General features: G+C 30.2%; 14 protein-coding genes. 11 read left to right on the top strand and 3 right to left on the bottom strand.

Translation table 11 applies throughout. The annotated features are described in order from the left end of the window. Position 1: 1 nt before the first annotated feature. Together GQS07_RS13065 and GQS07_RS13060 are read right to left on the bottom strand one after the other, a co-directional pair. On the bottom strand, positions 2–784 hold the full coding sequence (locus tag GQS07_RS13065) for an enhanced serine sensitivity protein SseB (protein WP_158211200.1): 783 nt from the start codon (positions 782–784) through the stop codon (positions 2–4). A gap of 157 nt (positions 785–941) precedes the next feature. Beyond that, entirely contained in the window at positions 942–2033 is a 1092-nt protein-coding gene (locus tag GQS07_RS13060; RefSeq protein ID WP_158211199.1) for a M42 family metallopeptidase, read from the bottom strand. A 79-nt stretch (positions 2034–2112) separates the two neighbouring features. Here GQS07_RS13060 and GQS07_RS13055 point away from each other — a divergent pair, with 79 nt between their 5' ends. The 5 genes from GQS07_RS13055 to GQS07_RS13035 all read left to right on the top strand — a co-directional run bounded on the left by GQS07_RS13055 (position 2113) and on the right by GQS07_RS13035 (position 7208). Next, positions 2113–2808, top strand: a complete 696-nt coding sequence (locus GQS07_RS13055; protein ID WP_158211198.1) for a DUF4294 domain-containing protein — start codon at positions 2113–2115, stop codon at positions 2806–2808. Between the two features lie 47 nt (positions 2809–2855). Continuing rightward, the gene (gene dnaX / locus GQS07_RS13050) at positions 2856–3941 is read left to right on the top strand and encodes a DNA polymerase III subunit gamma/tau (protein WP_090410195.1); all 1086 of its coding nucleotides are present in this window, start codon (positions 2856–2858) and stop codon (positions 3939–3941) included. Between the two features lie 14 nt (positions 3942–3955). Next, the gene (locus GQS07_RS13045; protein ID WP_158211197.1) at positions 3956–4666 is read left to right on the top strand and encodes a hypothetical protein; all 711 of its coding nucleotides are present in this window, start codon (positions 3956–3958) and stop codon (positions 4664–4666) included. 31 nt (positions 4667–4697) lie between these two features. Next, complete coding sequence (locus GQS07_RS13040) at positions 4698–5525, top strand: S1 RNA-binding domain-containing protein (protein WP_158211196.1); 828 nt, start codon at positions 4698–4700, stop codon at positions 5523–5525. Between the two features lie 795 nt (positions 5526–6320). Further along, on the top strand, positions 6321–7208 hold the full coding sequence (locus tag GQS07_RS13035; RefSeq protein WP_158211195.1) for a helix-turn-helix transcriptional regulator: 888 nt from the start codon (positions 6321–6323) through the stop codon (positions 7206–7208). 151 nt (positions 7209–7359) lie between these two features. Here GQS07_RS13035 and GQS07_RS13030 read toward each other — a convergent pair whose 3' ends face one another. Continuing rightward, positions 7360–8718, bottom strand: coding sequence for a sensor histidine kinase (locus GQS07_RS13030; RefSeq protein WP_158211194.1), 1359 nt, complete (start codon positions 8716–8718; stop codon positions 7360–7362). A 328-nt stretch (positions 8719–9046) separates the two neighbouring features. Between GQS07_RS13030 and GQS07_RS13025 the strand changes: the two genes are divergently transcribed. The 6 genes from GQS07_RS13025 to GQS07_RS13000 all read left to right on the top strand — a co-directional run bounded on the left by GQS07_RS13025 (position 9047) and on the right by GQS07_RS13000 (position 13845). Further along, positions 9047–9541, top strand: coding sequence for a hypothetical protein (locus GQS07_RS13025; protein WP_158211193.1), 495 nt, complete (start codon positions 9047–9049; stop codon positions 9539–9541). Positions 9542–9761: 220 nt separating this feature from the next. Beyond that, positions 9762–10937 (top strand): efflux RND transporter periplasmic adaptor subunit, encoded by a 1176-nt coding sequence (locus tag GQS07_RS13020; RefSeq protein WP_158211192.1) that lies wholly within the window; start codon positions 9762–9764, stop codon positions 10935–10937. A gap of 234 nt (positions 10938–11171) precedes the next feature. Then, positions 11172–11741 carry a Crp/Fnr family transcriptional regulator gene (locus GQS07_RS13015; RefSeq protein WP_158211191.1) on the top strand — a complete coding sequence of 190 codons (570 nt, stop codon included), beginning with the start codon at positions 11172–11174 and terminating at the stop codon, positions 11739–11741. Positions 11742–12045: 304 nt separating this feature from the next. Next, a complete protein-coding gene (locus GQS07_RS13010; protein ID WP_090410203.1) occupies positions 12046–12219 on the top strand; it encodes a histone H1 in 174 nt (57 codons plus the stop codon). Between the two features lie 343 nt (positions 12220–12562). Then, a complete protein-coding gene (locus GQS07_RS13005; protein WP_158211190.1) occupies positions 12563–13183 on the top strand; it encodes a hypothetical protein in 621 nt (206 codons plus the stop codon). Positions 13184–13200: 17 nt separating this feature from the next. Further along, on the top strand, positions 13201–13845 hold the full coding sequence (locus tag GQS07_RS13000) for a hypothetical protein (protein WP_158211189.1): 645 nt from the start codon (positions 13201–13203) through the stop codon (positions 13843–13845). Positions 13846–13863 lie beyond the last annotated feature (18 nt).

Raw genomic sequence — 13863 nt, 5'->3', positions numbered from 1 at the left:
TTTATTGTTTCTTATAAAACGGCTCAGCATGCTTGTAGAAGTAATCACTAAAGTTGCCATTCTGTTCTAATTTAATAATGTCTATAAACTCTTCTTTTTTCAAGTGAGGTACACATGTATTTGAAATCATATCAGCTATTTCTTTAAACTGTCCTTTTTCAGCGATAGTTTCAATAGCAAAGATATAATGAGGCTTCTTGTCGATCATAGGATTGAATGTCCACCCAATGTATGCGTTATCAATCACTTCATGCGTTGAGAAAAGTTGTGTTAGTTCCTCTAAAAGAGCAGTAGGTTCAACTTCCGGTTTACCAATTTTTACTTGCATTTGAGCTTTCAGAACAGGGTTTGACAAAGTGTTGAAAATACTACCATTAAGCATTTGAGAAATTTCTTCAGGAACTAAGTTCTTATATATTTTAGAAAAAGGGTTTACAATAATAGTAGAACCAAACGTCATCTCTAAGAAAGAGCGACCTCTTACTTTCATATAAGAGATATCGTCAGTTATTTCACCATTGTCAGAAATACTATCAAGACTTGTAAATACAGGTATGCGTTGGTCATCCAGAACCAAAATAGGAGCATCAGTTGCAAGTCCTTCATTATTATTAGAACTATTAGGTGTTTTTTCAACCAATACATAGATGTAATCTTTTAGAAAACGATCGTAAAAAATAGCGCGGTATTCAGGTTTACTACCGGCTTGTTCTATTAATTGAGCTAATGTAAGATTAGCGTTGATTTTAGTCGTGCTTTTTTTATTTCTATTGTAAAAAGACATTGTATATTCAATTTTAAATCAAAGATAAGTGATTTAAATAGAAGAGCCCTTTAAATACGTGACAAATTGAAGTGTAAATAGCTGTTTTGTATGAATCAAAAAGCCCTATAAAGTAAGTTACTTTATAGGGTAAGTTTTAATTGCGATATTTTAAATCTTATTTGAAATAAGAAAAAGTTTCGTTATTCTCAATTTTAAGAAGAGTTTCATAAATCAAGCGAATAGTATTCTCAACATCCGTTCTATGAACCATTTCTACTGTAGTATGCATGTAACGTAGAGGTAATGAGATTAAAGCAGAAGCAACACCACCATTGCTGTAAGCAAAAGCATCTGTATCTGTACCAGTTACGCGAGACATAGCGTTGCGTTGAAAAGGAATCTTGTTGTTCTCTGCCGTTTCTTCAATTAATTCTCTTAGGTTATTTTGAATAGCAGGAGCATATCCTACAACGGGACCTCTACCAATTTTGTTATCACCTTCAATGTTTTTGTCAACCATTGGTGTGTTAGAATCATGGCAAACATCAGTTACGATAGCAACATTAGGTTTAATCGTTTGTGTTATCATTTCGGCCCCTCTCAAACCAACTTCTTCTTGAACTGCGTTTACGATGTATAGACCAAATGGTAATTCTTTTTTGTTTTCTTTTAATAAACGAGCAACTTCAGCAATCATGAAACCTCCCATTCTGTTGTCGATTGCACGACATACAAAGCGATTGTTATTTAAAATTGTGAAAGTATCAGGATAAGTGATTACACAACCAACGTGAATTCCTAAAGCTTCAACTTCTGTTTTAGAATCACAACCAACATCGATGAAGTTAGTTTCGATTTTAGGAGATTCTTCTTTTCCAGCTCTATTTCTAATGTGGATAGCAGGCCAACCAAAAACTCCTTCTACAGTACCTTTTTTAGTGTGGATTAATACTCTTTTAGATGGAGCAATCATGTGGTCACTACCCCCGTTTCTTACAACGTGAATAAACCCTTCTTCAGTTATGTATTTTACATACCAAGAAATTTCATCTGCGTGTCCTTCGATAACAACTTTATAAGGAGCGTCTGGATTGATAACTCCAACTGCAGTTCCGTAAGTATCAGTAAAAAAAGTGTCAACATACGGTTTTAGATAGTCCATCCATATCTTTTGTCCTTGTGACTCATGACCTGTAGGTGATGGATTATTAAGATATTCTTTTAAAAACTTTAAAGAATCTTCATTTAAAATTGTTTCAGTATTCATGATTTTATTTTTTGCTAATTTACCCAATCTGTTATTATAACTCAACAAAAAGCGATATTTTTGATTAACAATTTGGGTTATGAGAAAGTTAATAGTTATCGTGCTATTTTTAATGCCATTCTTGAGTATGGCACAAGAACAAGAGCTTAGGCAAGTGCCTGATATACCACACGAGATAATAGTGAATGGAGATACAATTCATGAATATTCGATACCAGAGATATTCATTGGAGTGGATGCTCGAGAAGAAAAGTATCGACGAGATATGATTATATTGCGCAATCGCCTTAGACGTGTCTATCCTTATGCAGAAGCTACAGCTGCGAATCTTGTTATTCTAAATAAAAATTTAGAGTTGATGGAAACCAATAGGGAAAAGCGCCAATATATAAAGCGTTCACAAAAGTATTTAGAAAGCCAGTTCAAAGAGCGGTTAAAAAAATTGTCTCGCAATGATGGAAAGATATTACTGAAGTTGATAGATCGTCAGACTGGAAATACCGCATTTTCATTGATAAAAGAATTTAAAAGTGGTTGGACTGCCTTTTGGTCTAATACTACTGCAAGAACATTTAGTTTGAATTTAAAATCAGAATATCATCCAGAAAGTGATATAAATGATTTTTATATAGAGACACAATTACAGTTTTTGTTTTTTAGAAATGAATTGGACTATTCAGCAGGTTCACCTGGGATTAATTTTAATGAATTGAGAAAAAAGTGGATTTTACAAGAGAAGCAAGAAGAGTTTTTTCCATTGGAGTTAAGAGAATAGTTTTCCCATTATAAAAAATAAACTACCTTTGCGCTAATATTATATCTATGGAACAATTCATCGTATCTGCCCGTAAATACAGACCTCAAACTTTTAATGACGTGGTTGGACAACAAGCTATCACGAGTACATTAGTGAATGCAATTGAAAGCAATCACTTAGCTCAGGCTTTGTTATTCACTGGTCCGAGAGGAGTGGGGAAGACGACATGTGCGCGTATTTTGGCGAGAAAGATTAACCAAGAAGGGTATGATAATCCAAATGAAGACTTTGCTTTTAACGTATTTGAGTTAGATGCTGCTTCAAATAACTCAGTGGATGATATTCGTAATTTGATTGATCAAGTTCGTATACCACCACAAACTGGAAAGTATAAGGTATATATCATAGATGAGGTGCATATGCTATCATCAGCAGCTTTTAATGCGTTTTTAAAAACATTAGAGGAGCCGCCACGTCATGCTATATTTATCTTAGCAACTACAGAAAAACATAAGATTATTCCGACTATATTATCGAGATGTCAAATATTTGACTTCAAGAGAATTACTATTGCTGATGCTGCTAATCATTTGGCACTTGTAGCGCGAAGTCAAGGAATTACTTATGAAGATGATGCACTTCGTATCATAGCACAGAAGGCTGACGGGGCTATGCGTGATGCACTATCTATTTTTGACAGAGTAGTGTCTTATTGCGGTAGAAACTTAACTCGTCAAGCAGTAGCTGAGAATTTGAATGTATTAGACTTTGAATATTATATTAGAATTACAGATTATATTTTACAAAATAATATACCTGCGTTATTATTAGCGTTTGACGACATTTTGGCAAAAGGTTTTGACGGACATCATTTTGTGTCTGGTTTAGCATCTCATTTTAGAGATTTGATGGTGTGTAAAACACCGGAAACGATTAATTTGTTAGAGATTGGTGATCATGGAAAACAATTGTTTTACAACCAGTCGCAACAGACATCAATGCCTTTATTGTTAAATGCCATTGAAATAGCAAATGACTGTGATTTGAAATATAAATCAAGTCAAAACCAACGATTATTAGTAGAATTGTGTTTAATGCAGTTAGCGTCTTTAACTTTTGAAGGCGAAAAAAAAAAGATAAACAATATATAATACCTGCAGATTTATTGAAGCAATTGCTTGGCAATGTTGCTCCGATAGATAATCATACTGTTGTTAATCAGCCTGTTTCAGTAGGAGGAGGGCAAACAGATGGTGCATATAACCAAACTACGGATTTAGTAAGTCACAATACAGCTCCAGTTGTACAAGTGCAACAGCATATGGCACAGCAGCCAATTCAGGGAAATGTAGAGCAAGGGCAACCGTCTTTACAACCGAATCAACACGATACAGGTGCTAATGGTGGGGCACGAAAAGTGTCTGCTTTGTCCTTGTCAAGTATTCGTGCAAGGAAAGAGATGGCTTCTTCTTTAGAAAAGCACGTTGTTAATCCGGAAGACTTACCTAAAGATCATTTTCACTATGATCGAATGATGGTGGAGTGGAATAGCTTTTCAGAGCGTTTAATTCGTTCAGGTTTAATGTTAATGGCTTCATTAATGGGAATGACTAAACCGCGTTTGAATGGCTATATTATAGAATTGGAATTACCTAACCACGGTTCTAAATTAAGTTTTGACGAGAATAAGTACGAGTTAGTAAATTATTTAAGAAAGAGACTAAACAACTACGGAATCGAGATTAATATTACAGTTAACGAAGAGATTAAAATAGCTAAGAAAGTATTTGATTCGAAAGACAAGTATCAACATCTAAGTGAGATTAATCCAGAAATAGAATTATTAAGAGAAATATTTGATTTAGAGTTAAAATAAATTCAATTAGATATTGCAAATACATTATAAGATGATAAAAATTGGTGATGATAATACGTTAAAGATTGCACGTGAAACGAGTGTAGGTCTTTATTTGACAGATGGTGAGAAGGATGTCTTATTACCTAATAAGTATGTACCTAAGAAATATGAGATAGGAGACGAACTTATTGTTTTTGTTTATTTAGATCAAGAAGAACGACCAGTAGCTACTACTTTAGAGCCTTATATATATTTGAATGAGTTTGCTTTATTAAAAGTAAACTATATCAATGATTTTGGAGCTTTTATGGATATGGGATTAGAGAAAGATCTATTTGTTCCATTTAGAGAACAAGCTCGTCCAATGAAAGAAGGTAATAGATATTTAATTTATATGTACTTAGACGAGAAAACAAATCGTTTAGTAGGTTCAAGTAAATTAAGACAGTTTGTAGATAATAAAGAAATTACTGTTCAAGAAGGAGAAGAAGTAGAGTTAGTTGTATCTCACATTACAGATTTAGGAATCAATGTAATTATTAATGAGAAGCATGCAGGACTAATGTACAAGAATGAGGTTTTTGAAGAAATGAGAACCGGAGATCGTATTATCGGTTATATTAAATCTATTCGCCCTGATGGAAAAATAGATGTAACGAGAACAAAAGTAGGGTTTGATGGAGTACTTGATAGTGCTACACAGATTCTAAAAGAATTAGAGAGTAATAATGGCTTTTTAGGACTGACAGATGCAAGTCACCCAGAAGACATTAAAACTGTTTTAAACATGAGTAAAAAGACATTTAAAAAAGCTGTAGGTACTTTATATAAACAACAACAGATTGAAATAAAGGAAAACGGTATTTTTTTAAAATAATGCATGAATAAATAAATTATACTTGAATGGAGGCTCGGAGTAATCTGGGCCTTTTTTTATGGAGATAAGAGTGTTGTTGAAAAAGAGAGTAGTTTAGAAATATGAATAAATATAGTTAAAGTTGTACTTATTATAACAAATCTGTTGTTTACTCAGAAAAGAGTTAGGTTTAAATTATTTACATTTTTCCGATGTAAAACAAGTTTATCTTTGACTCAAATATTTAGCATTAAAGTGATTCTAAAAGTCCCTATGACGCTCTTTTTTTAAAAAGGAGAGCGTCTTTTTTTTTCTAATTATTTGTGAGTTTTATAATTTTTCTAATCTGAAAAATGAAATGATTAGTTAGTTTGAATATACATTAGTTTAGGGGCGTTAGGAACTACTCATTTTTATAAAGGGAATCTAATATCAGTTATATATTTTAATGTTGGTGGTATGCTGTGATAAATTTCTTTTTTGGATTTGCTTATAATTAGTTAAAAATGTTAACTAACGTACAATGGTGTTTGTTGTTTTTGTATCAGTGTGTTTTACTATGTAAATACTGTGTTTTTTATGCTAAATAATTAACTAATGTTTATTTATTTATAAAAAACACAATTAAAATTATAGAATAAAAAAAGATATTCACTCAATAAAAGCCTTTGTTCACCAAAAAAAACGACTAATTATTAGTAGACTATAATATCTTTGTGTCCCAATTATAAGTGCGTTAATTATAATGTATGTTAGAGAATAATAACTGATGTAATAAAAAACGCAATGAGTAAAAGTATAATAATTGGATAAGCAATGAAAAAGCTCCGCTACTATTTTTTAGTATTAAACTATTTAAAACAAAATCAATTTCCATCACGTGAATTACTATTAGATTATCTAAAAGAATTTGATATTGATATCAGTGAACGAACTTTATATCGGGCTTTAAAAGAACTAAAATCAGAATTTGGTATTTTGATTAAGTTGGATACGAAGAAAAAAGGTTATTATATTGCAGAGGATGCAGAAGATAATGCAAATACAGTTCTTACTTATTTGAAAGGCATTGTAACCGCAGATATTTTAAATTCAGCAAATAAATCTAAGTTTGAGTTAGCTCATTTTATTGATCGTGAAAATAAGGGTAGTTTAGTATCAATTGATAGCTTCTGTGTTTTCTTTAAAGCAATGACTTCTTTTCACAAGATATCATTTAAATACAATAATGAAATTAAAGGTGAATGTAGAGCAGTAATATTATCTCCTTTGTTTTTTAAACAATATAGAGGGCACTGGTATGTTATTGGTTATGTCGGTAAAGATTTAATTTCATATGAATTAGATAAAACATCTGAGACAATAATTCTTAAAGATAAGTTTAAGGCAAATGGAGGATTGATTAAGGATACATACAAAGAAATAGTTGGGTTTGATTATACAGATTCTGATTTAGAGCAAGTTGTGTTGTCATTCTGTAATAGTCAAGAAAGTTGTATTCGTAAATCACCCTTGCATCACTCTCAAACATTAAATAATTGTGCAGAAGATGGTCGATTATTAGTAACTTTACGCGTTCGACCAAATAATGAGTTAAAAAGAGAAATTTTAAAGTATGGTAAATTCGTGAAGATTGTTCATCCAGAACATTTAAAGCGAGATATAATTAGTGAATTACGTTCTGCATTAGAATTAAATGCATAATATATAAAGACACATTGATTGGGGAATTAATGTATGTTGTATTTGTAGGTATATATAAGACATTAGTCTAAGTATAAAAACAAGTATAGCGGTTAGTTTGTTTCTAAAAAAAATAGCAGGTGGGGGCCTGCTATTTTTATTTTTAAATGTGTTAGATACATCTTGGAATATTAATATAAACTGTTGTTCCACAGTGTATTTCTGATACAATTTGAAGCTTACCTTTATGAAGTTTAATAATCTTAGATGTAAGTGATAACCCTAATCCTGTTCCTTCTATAGCAAAAGCATTGCTCGACCTAAAGAAAGGTATAGTTAGTTTTTCAATGTCTTCTTTTTTAATACCAATTCCTTTATCCTTTACAATTATTAAAATATTGTTCTCTTCTGTTTTAAGAGTGATATCAATTAATTGGTTATGAGAAAATTTACTTGCATTAAATATTATATTAGATAGTGCTAATTCAAGTAGTGTCGTATTACCTTTAAAGTATAATTCCTGTAAATCTTCTTTGTTTTCTATTAATAAATTAAAATTTAAACTCGGTTGTAATACTACAAATTGATCTAACATAGACCACCAAAATTCTTCAAATTTATTTTTTTCTAAAGGATATGCAGTACTATCAAGTTGCGATAAAGTTAATAGGTTGTTTACCATTTGGTCCATATGCAGTGATTCATTAATAACTTGTTGTAGTACTTTTGTATATTCTTCTTGTGTACGCGTATTCATTAAGGCTATTTCAGCATTGCCTAATAATGATGCAATAGGTGTTTTAAGTTCGTGCGAAGCATGGGCAATAAATGCTTGTTGATTGTCAAATGATTCTTGTAAACGATGAAATAAGTTATTTATCGTTTCGCTTAATGTTCGTATTTCATCTTTTGACATTCCTGCAGTTGAAATAGGCTGAAACAAATTAGGCAATTGTTTTTGTTGTATATGTTTGTTGATTCGTGTAATTGGACGTAGAAAATAGCCAGCAAAATATCTTGATAACCAGAATGTAATGAGTAAAGCGATTAGTAAAGAGGTAAACATAACCGTTCTCAATTGCTTTAAGGCGGCAATTCCTGTTTCGTTTGTAGCTTTAGCCATCACTATAAAGTCTCCTGAATTGTCGTTGTAAAATATTCCTACAACTTGTTGTTCGTCTTTTTTAAAGTAAACTTTATTTTTTTCAATAACTTGATTTAGTGTTTCTTGATCCCATTTTACGTTACCCTCATCAATAAACATAGGTTCAAAGTCTGTAGTGTAAATTCGAATAGTTTCGTGTGGTAATGTGCGTGGAAAATTGCGAAGTACTTCAGCAAATTCAGCTGGTGTAAAATTGTCTTCAGCTAAGTAATTATCACCAACAGTAAAAGCTCTGTTTTCTAATTGCTTATAAAAATCATTCTTCCAATGTGAATTTACTAAAATATATACAGCAACAAGAACACCAGATAATAAGATGGTGAATAATCCAGAAAATTGAAAAGAGAGTCTATCGCGTATTTTCATTTTTTATAGAATAAGTTTCTACTTTAATAAGTAATACTTAGTTCAATAGCTCGTTTTATAATATTTTGAGATAAGAGATAAGTACTAATTTATTTTGTTGATTAATCCAAAATTAAGCCAATTGTTTATGTGAAATTGAACATTAGAGTAATTTAATCTACAGTTAGAGAATGATAAGAGGTAAAAGAGAGTTGTATTAAATTAGTGTTTTTTAAGTTTTGTAGGAATTGTAAACTAATGTTAATGTTATCAAATTGTTATGTTTTATATATATATAGGTTAATGTTGTGTAATTCATTAGATTTATTATAATCAAATAGTAAAAATTATGGATGTTTTATGCCGAAGTCAATTCTTAATAGATTTAGGAATTGATGTTTTAAACAGTAAACATATAGCTCAATTACAGAGAGAGTATAAGTTTTCTGAAGATTGCTATAGATACTTACTGGCAAATGAAAGCTTGAGTAATAGAGAACGTTTATGTGATACAATTTCACATCGACAGCAAGTAGTTTTTTGTATTTCTAATATTATCGAATTAAATGAAGAGAGTATATTTTCTCCATATATTTTTTTCTTTGCAAGAAAAGGAATGTCATTGATTGGTGAGATTTTAGTTGGAGAACATAAAGGTGAAATAGTTTCTATTGAAGAGGAACTTTATTGTGATATAGATAGTCTGGAAGAATTATTAGAAGATTTAGATATAAGTGTTACGTATGCTTTTAAAGATGAAAATAGAATTATAAAAGAATTAATGAAGCCTTCTTTACAAATCGTGATATTGTTAGAAAAGTCGTTTGAAAAATTCATTGAATAAAAAAGAGATTGTTGTTTTCTTGTTTACCAGGGGATTAGTTTGTTATAACTAATCCTCTTTTTTTATTCATAGTTGTTTGAAAGAGGATACCTTTGGACGACAGTAGAATATATTGGTATATTATTGGTTTTTTTGTAATTTTCGACCAACATATTTAATAATGTTAAAAGTCGTTTTTTAATTAAAGAAAGTAAGGCTGTATTATCAGCTAAATTGACAAATGAAGAAAAATAAAATAAGAATTCAACAGGTAGTAATGACTATTTTAAGCATACTTTTCTTGGTATGGGTAGGATATTACGGTATGAATAAAGGCGAAACGACTACTAAAATTGTAGAAACAAAAGAGATAGATAAGGTTGTTGATAAAGATGATGTAGCTACTACTGATCAATCAGAAGAAGTGATGGTGGAAATAGTAGAAGAGGTTTCTTTAGATGCTGTTTCAACTGCTAAATTAACTACCAAGTATCATACTTATGCAAAAGAGTATGATGCTAAAGTAAAAATTACTGAATCAAGAATTGAGAAATTGGCTAAAAGAGGACGTATTGTTACAGTATTTGTCAGAGATGGACAAGTTGTAACTGCAGGTCAACCAATTGTGGGAATAGAAGTTGAAAATACAGCAGTTTTAAGTGAATCAGAATTAAAAAAAGAACTGAGAAAATTTGAATCATTAAAGTCTAAATTAGAAAGTGCTCAGACAAAAATTACTAAGGCAGAGAATAAGGATTCGAGTGCACAAGCAAAACAACAAAATAAATATGATGATATATTAAGAGAATATCAAGAAGTTGAGAGTAAAATTGCTTCAGGTCAGAATAAATTTGAACGTATTGTGATAAGAGCTGCAAAAGCAGGTCTTGTTAAGAATTTATCTTTAAAAATGGGAGATGATGTCACAAGTAATAGTTCTTTATTTAAAATAGTTTCTTATGATGTTTATTTTGATTTAAATGCAACTGATTTAGAACAATGGAAGATAGCTGCAGATAAAGCAATAGTAAAGGGTTCTTTTGTAGGAAAAGATGGACAGAGTATTCCATTTGATTTGCAAACAAGTAGTATCCAAGAAAGAGTCTATATTAAACATTATATGCCTATTTGGGAAAGTTTAAAATTCTTTACTGACGATACAATTGATAATAAAGTATCATTAGTTGCTGTTTATAAAGATATAATAGAGATTTCAAGTAATGCTGTAGGTGTTGAATCAGATGGGAGATCGTTTGTTTGGGTTGTCAATGCTGATAACCGTTTTACTAAAAGATATGTTTCTCCAATTAAAAAATATGGCTCTACTGTTTTATTAGCAGACACTTCTTTAAATGGAGTTACAATTGCTGTTAATAATATAGATAGACTGTCAGAAGGAAAAGAGATTAATTTATAATCTCTTTTTTTTATTTTTAAACTAACCTTAAAGATTAGATGTAAATAGTGACTTTACTTAGATGTAACGAGGTAAAAGCAAGGGTTTAATAATGTGTTAGTGTTTTTTGTTAGATTAAATGTACTTATAAGTTTAAAGAAGAAGATGTTTAAAGAGCTATAATGACTTTTGTTAGGATTTTTTGTGCATAAAACACGTAATTTTGTGTTAATATAATTAATAATTCTACTAAAGATGATAATAGATGATTTGTTAAATAGATTAGATTTAAAAGATATTAATTTAACAGTTGGAGACAGATTATTGTTTGAGGGATATTTCAAGCCAATAAAAATCAAGAAAGGAGATTTTCTTGTAAAAGAAGGTGAAATAGAACACAACATATATTTTGTAAATGATGGAATACTTCGTTGTTGGATAAATGATAAGTATGATCGTGAGAAAACATTTTGGTTTTGTATGCCACATACTTTTTCATTATCTAATTTATCGTTTACATTACAGAAACCATGTGATTTTAATGTTCAAGCTGCAACCGACTGCGAGTTATTTATGATAACACAGCACGATGTAAATGAACTTTATGAGATATCTCCTCAAATGCATCGGGTTATGAATATATTTACGGGAGAGTTACTAAACTTTATGTTACAACGAAAAGTTGACTTGCTTAAGTTGACATCTATAGAATACTATAAAGCATTGCTTGAACGTTACCAAAATTGTATGAAAGATATTTCTCCTGAAGATTTAGCGTCATATCTATGTATTTCTGAGGAAGAAATGAGTAAGATTCACAAATAATCGCTTAGTGAATTACTGTTATTGTAAAGATGTAATACAGGAAAAAAAGAACCAAATTATTGAGATAGTTTGGTTCTTTTTTATTGCTATAATCTTGTTTCTTTAAAATTTATTCTTTGTGTTATCTTGATACTTTTTAAGTTGATGAATTTAGAATGATTATATAATTGGTCGAAATAACCTGTAAACTACTGTAAACCCTATATATTTTGGGGTATGTGGTGTTGTTTTTTTCTTGTAAAGCCGTTGTTTTTAATATTAAATTCTATTTTTGCACCTTTAACTATTAAAAGTAAAAATTACCATGAAAGAATTAATGGAGAAAATCAGCGCAGAGTTTGAAGCATTCACACAAGATGCTAACTTACAAATGGAAAATGGAAACAAAGCGGCTGGAACAAGAGCTCGTAAAGCTTCTTTATCTATTGAGAAACTTTTAAAAGAGTTTAGAAAAGCTTCTTTAGAGGCTTCTAAATAATAAAACAGAAAAACTCCTACTTTTTAGTAGGAGTTTTTTGTTTTATAAATAGATATTAGAAAAAAACAAGGGCTGTTACATAACGTAACAGCCTTTTTTATTAAATTAGAAATAATCAATCAATTTTATTTAATATTATTGATTTTATGTTGTGTTTATTTTAAATAATTATCTTAAAAGATTTCGTTTTGTTTTTATTTACTGTTTTTGTTGATTTGTTTTTTTTTGCTGTGTTGTGGTGTTTTTTGTTTGTTTATTGTTAAATATGTAATATTATTATTTTTAATTAATTATTTGTATAGTTATTATTGCAAAAATATATTTTTGTTTAAAATGTATTTTTATGATAAAGAGTAATTTATTAGTAGCAGGTTTTTTATTAGCATTAAATTCTTTTGGGCAAGTCGGGATTAATGTAGAATTACCCACAGAAATGTTAGATGTAAACGGGAGAGCACGTATTCGGACGACAACAGAAATGAAATCAAGTGATAATTTTGATTTATTGGTTACAGACAACAAAGGAGTTGTCAAGAAGTTGAAAAAGACAGATCTTGAAATTAAAAGAGAAGAAGTAACTGCAACTATAGCGTCTGGTAATTCATCTATAGTAACGAATACTTATGGTTATCAGGTAGCTAACATTGTTATTATTTCTGTAAACAATTGTAGAAGAACGATGATTAGTTCTTTTCAAACTAACCTTGGAGCAATGTTGTTTATAAACGGAATTGCACGTGATAAAGCAGCAACTTTTTCAGTTGTACCTATTCCTCATTCAGCAGCTTTTGATGCGTCAGCAAGCTATATTGTGAAATTTCCAAATGTGATTGGATGTGGAGATGGAGGAGATGGTTCACAATTTGACTTTACTTTTGAGAAAGTAGGTGCACATCAATATAAGATTACTAATAATGGAAATGTGTCAAGAAGATACACAGTTATATTTCAGAAAATTTCATAACAATAAAAGAATATTATATGAAGAAATTTTACATATATATATTGTGCATTTTAGTAGGTCATACCATATTTGCACAAAATCACGCTATAGGAATAGGTGTGAAATTACCAACTGAATCATTAGATGTTAACGGAACAATGCGTATTCGTGAAATTAATTATGCACGTGAAAATGATGATGTTTTTTTATTAGTGAAAAACTCAACAGGAGTGGTAAATAAATTATCTAAAAATGTTTATGGACAAAATATAGAAACAGTTAAGAATGTTAGAATTATGTCTAATCAAGTTGCTCAAGTTAAGAACGAAGGTGATTATTCATCTACCAATTTAATCTTAACAATAGTAAATCCTTGTAACAGAAGAATGATTGCTACATTTCAAGTTAATTTAGGTGCATTGATTTTTTTGAACGGTATAGCAAGAGATAGACCTGCTGAATTTAGTATTAAAGAAATACCTTCTGGTGCTCGTGCTTTTTCTGCTGAATGGATTATTTCATTTCCGAATGTTTTAGCCTGTACCGATTGGAAAACAAATGAAACTATAGGAAGTGAGGATTATTTCAATTTTTCATTGAAACAAATAGATGCAATTACTTATGAGATTAAAAACTTAGGATCACATAATAAAAGCTTTGATGTGTATTTTGAAAAGATTTAGAAAAAACCAAGGGCTGTA

It is taken from the genome of Myroides phaeus (assembly GCF_009799805.1).
Lineage (GTDB): Bacteria > Bacteroidota > Bacteroidia > Flavobacteriales > Flavobacteriaceae > Flavobacterium > Flavobacterium phaeum_A.
This window is presented reverse-complemented; position numbering and strand designations above follow the sequence as displayed.

What these genes read in the sequence shown, in the direction of transcription:
- GQS07_RS13035 (WP_158211195.1), top strand. Translation starts at nt 6,321, where the DNA reads ATGAAAAAGCTCCGCTACTATTTTTTAGTATTAAACTATTTAAAACAA.
- GQS07_RS13040 (WP_158211196.1), top strand. Translation starts at nt 4,698, where the DNA reads ATGATAAAAATTGGTGATGATAATACGTTAAAGATTGCACGTGAAACG.
- GQS07_RS13030 (WP_158211194.1), bottom strand. Translation starts at nt 8,718, where the DNA reads ATGAAAATACGCGATAGACTCTCTTTTCAATTTTCTGGATTATTCACC.
- GQS07_RS13005 (WP_158211190.1), top strand. Translation starts at nt 12,563, where the DNA reads ATGATAAAGAGTAATTTATTAGTAGCAGGTTTTTTATTAGCATTAAAT.
- GQS07_RS13060 (WP_158211199.1), bottom strand. Translation starts at nt 2,033, where the DNA reads ATGAATACTGAAACAATTTTAAATGAAGATTCTTTAAAGTTTTTAAAA.
- GQS07_RS13025 (WP_158211193.1), top strand. Translation starts at nt 9,047, where the DNA reads ATGGATGTTTTATGCCGAAGTCAATTCTTAATAGATTTAGGAATTGAT.
- GQS07_RS13000 (WP_158211189.1), top strand. Translation starts at nt 13,201, where the DNA reads ATGAAGAAATTTTACATATATATATTGTGCATTTTAGTAGGTCATACC.
- dnaX (WP_090410195.1), top strand. Translation starts at nt 2,856, where the DNA reads ATGGAACAATTCATCGTATCTGCCCGTAAATACAGACCTCAAACTTTT.
- GQS07_RS13010 (WP_090410203.1), top strand. Translation starts at nt 12,046, where the DNA reads ATGAAAGAATTAATGGAGAAAATCAGCGCAGAGTTTGAAGCATTCACA.
- GQS07_RS13065 (WP_158211200.1), bottom strand. Translation starts at nt 784, where the DNA reads ATGTCTTTTTACAATAGAAATAAAAAAAGCACGACTAAAATCAACGCT.
- GQS07_RS13020 (WP_158211192.1), top strand. Translation starts at nt 9,762, where the DNA reads ATGAAGAAAAATAAAATAAGAATTCAACAGGTAGTAATGACTATTTTA.
- GQS07_RS13015 (WP_158211191.1), top strand. Translation starts at nt 11,172, where the DNA reads ATGATAATAGATGATTTGTTAAATAGATTAGATTTAAAAGATATTAAT.
- GQS07_RS13055 (WP_158211198.1), top strand. Translation starts at nt 2,113, where the DNA reads ATGAGAAAGTTAATAGTTATCGTGCTATTTTTAATGCCATTCTTGAGT.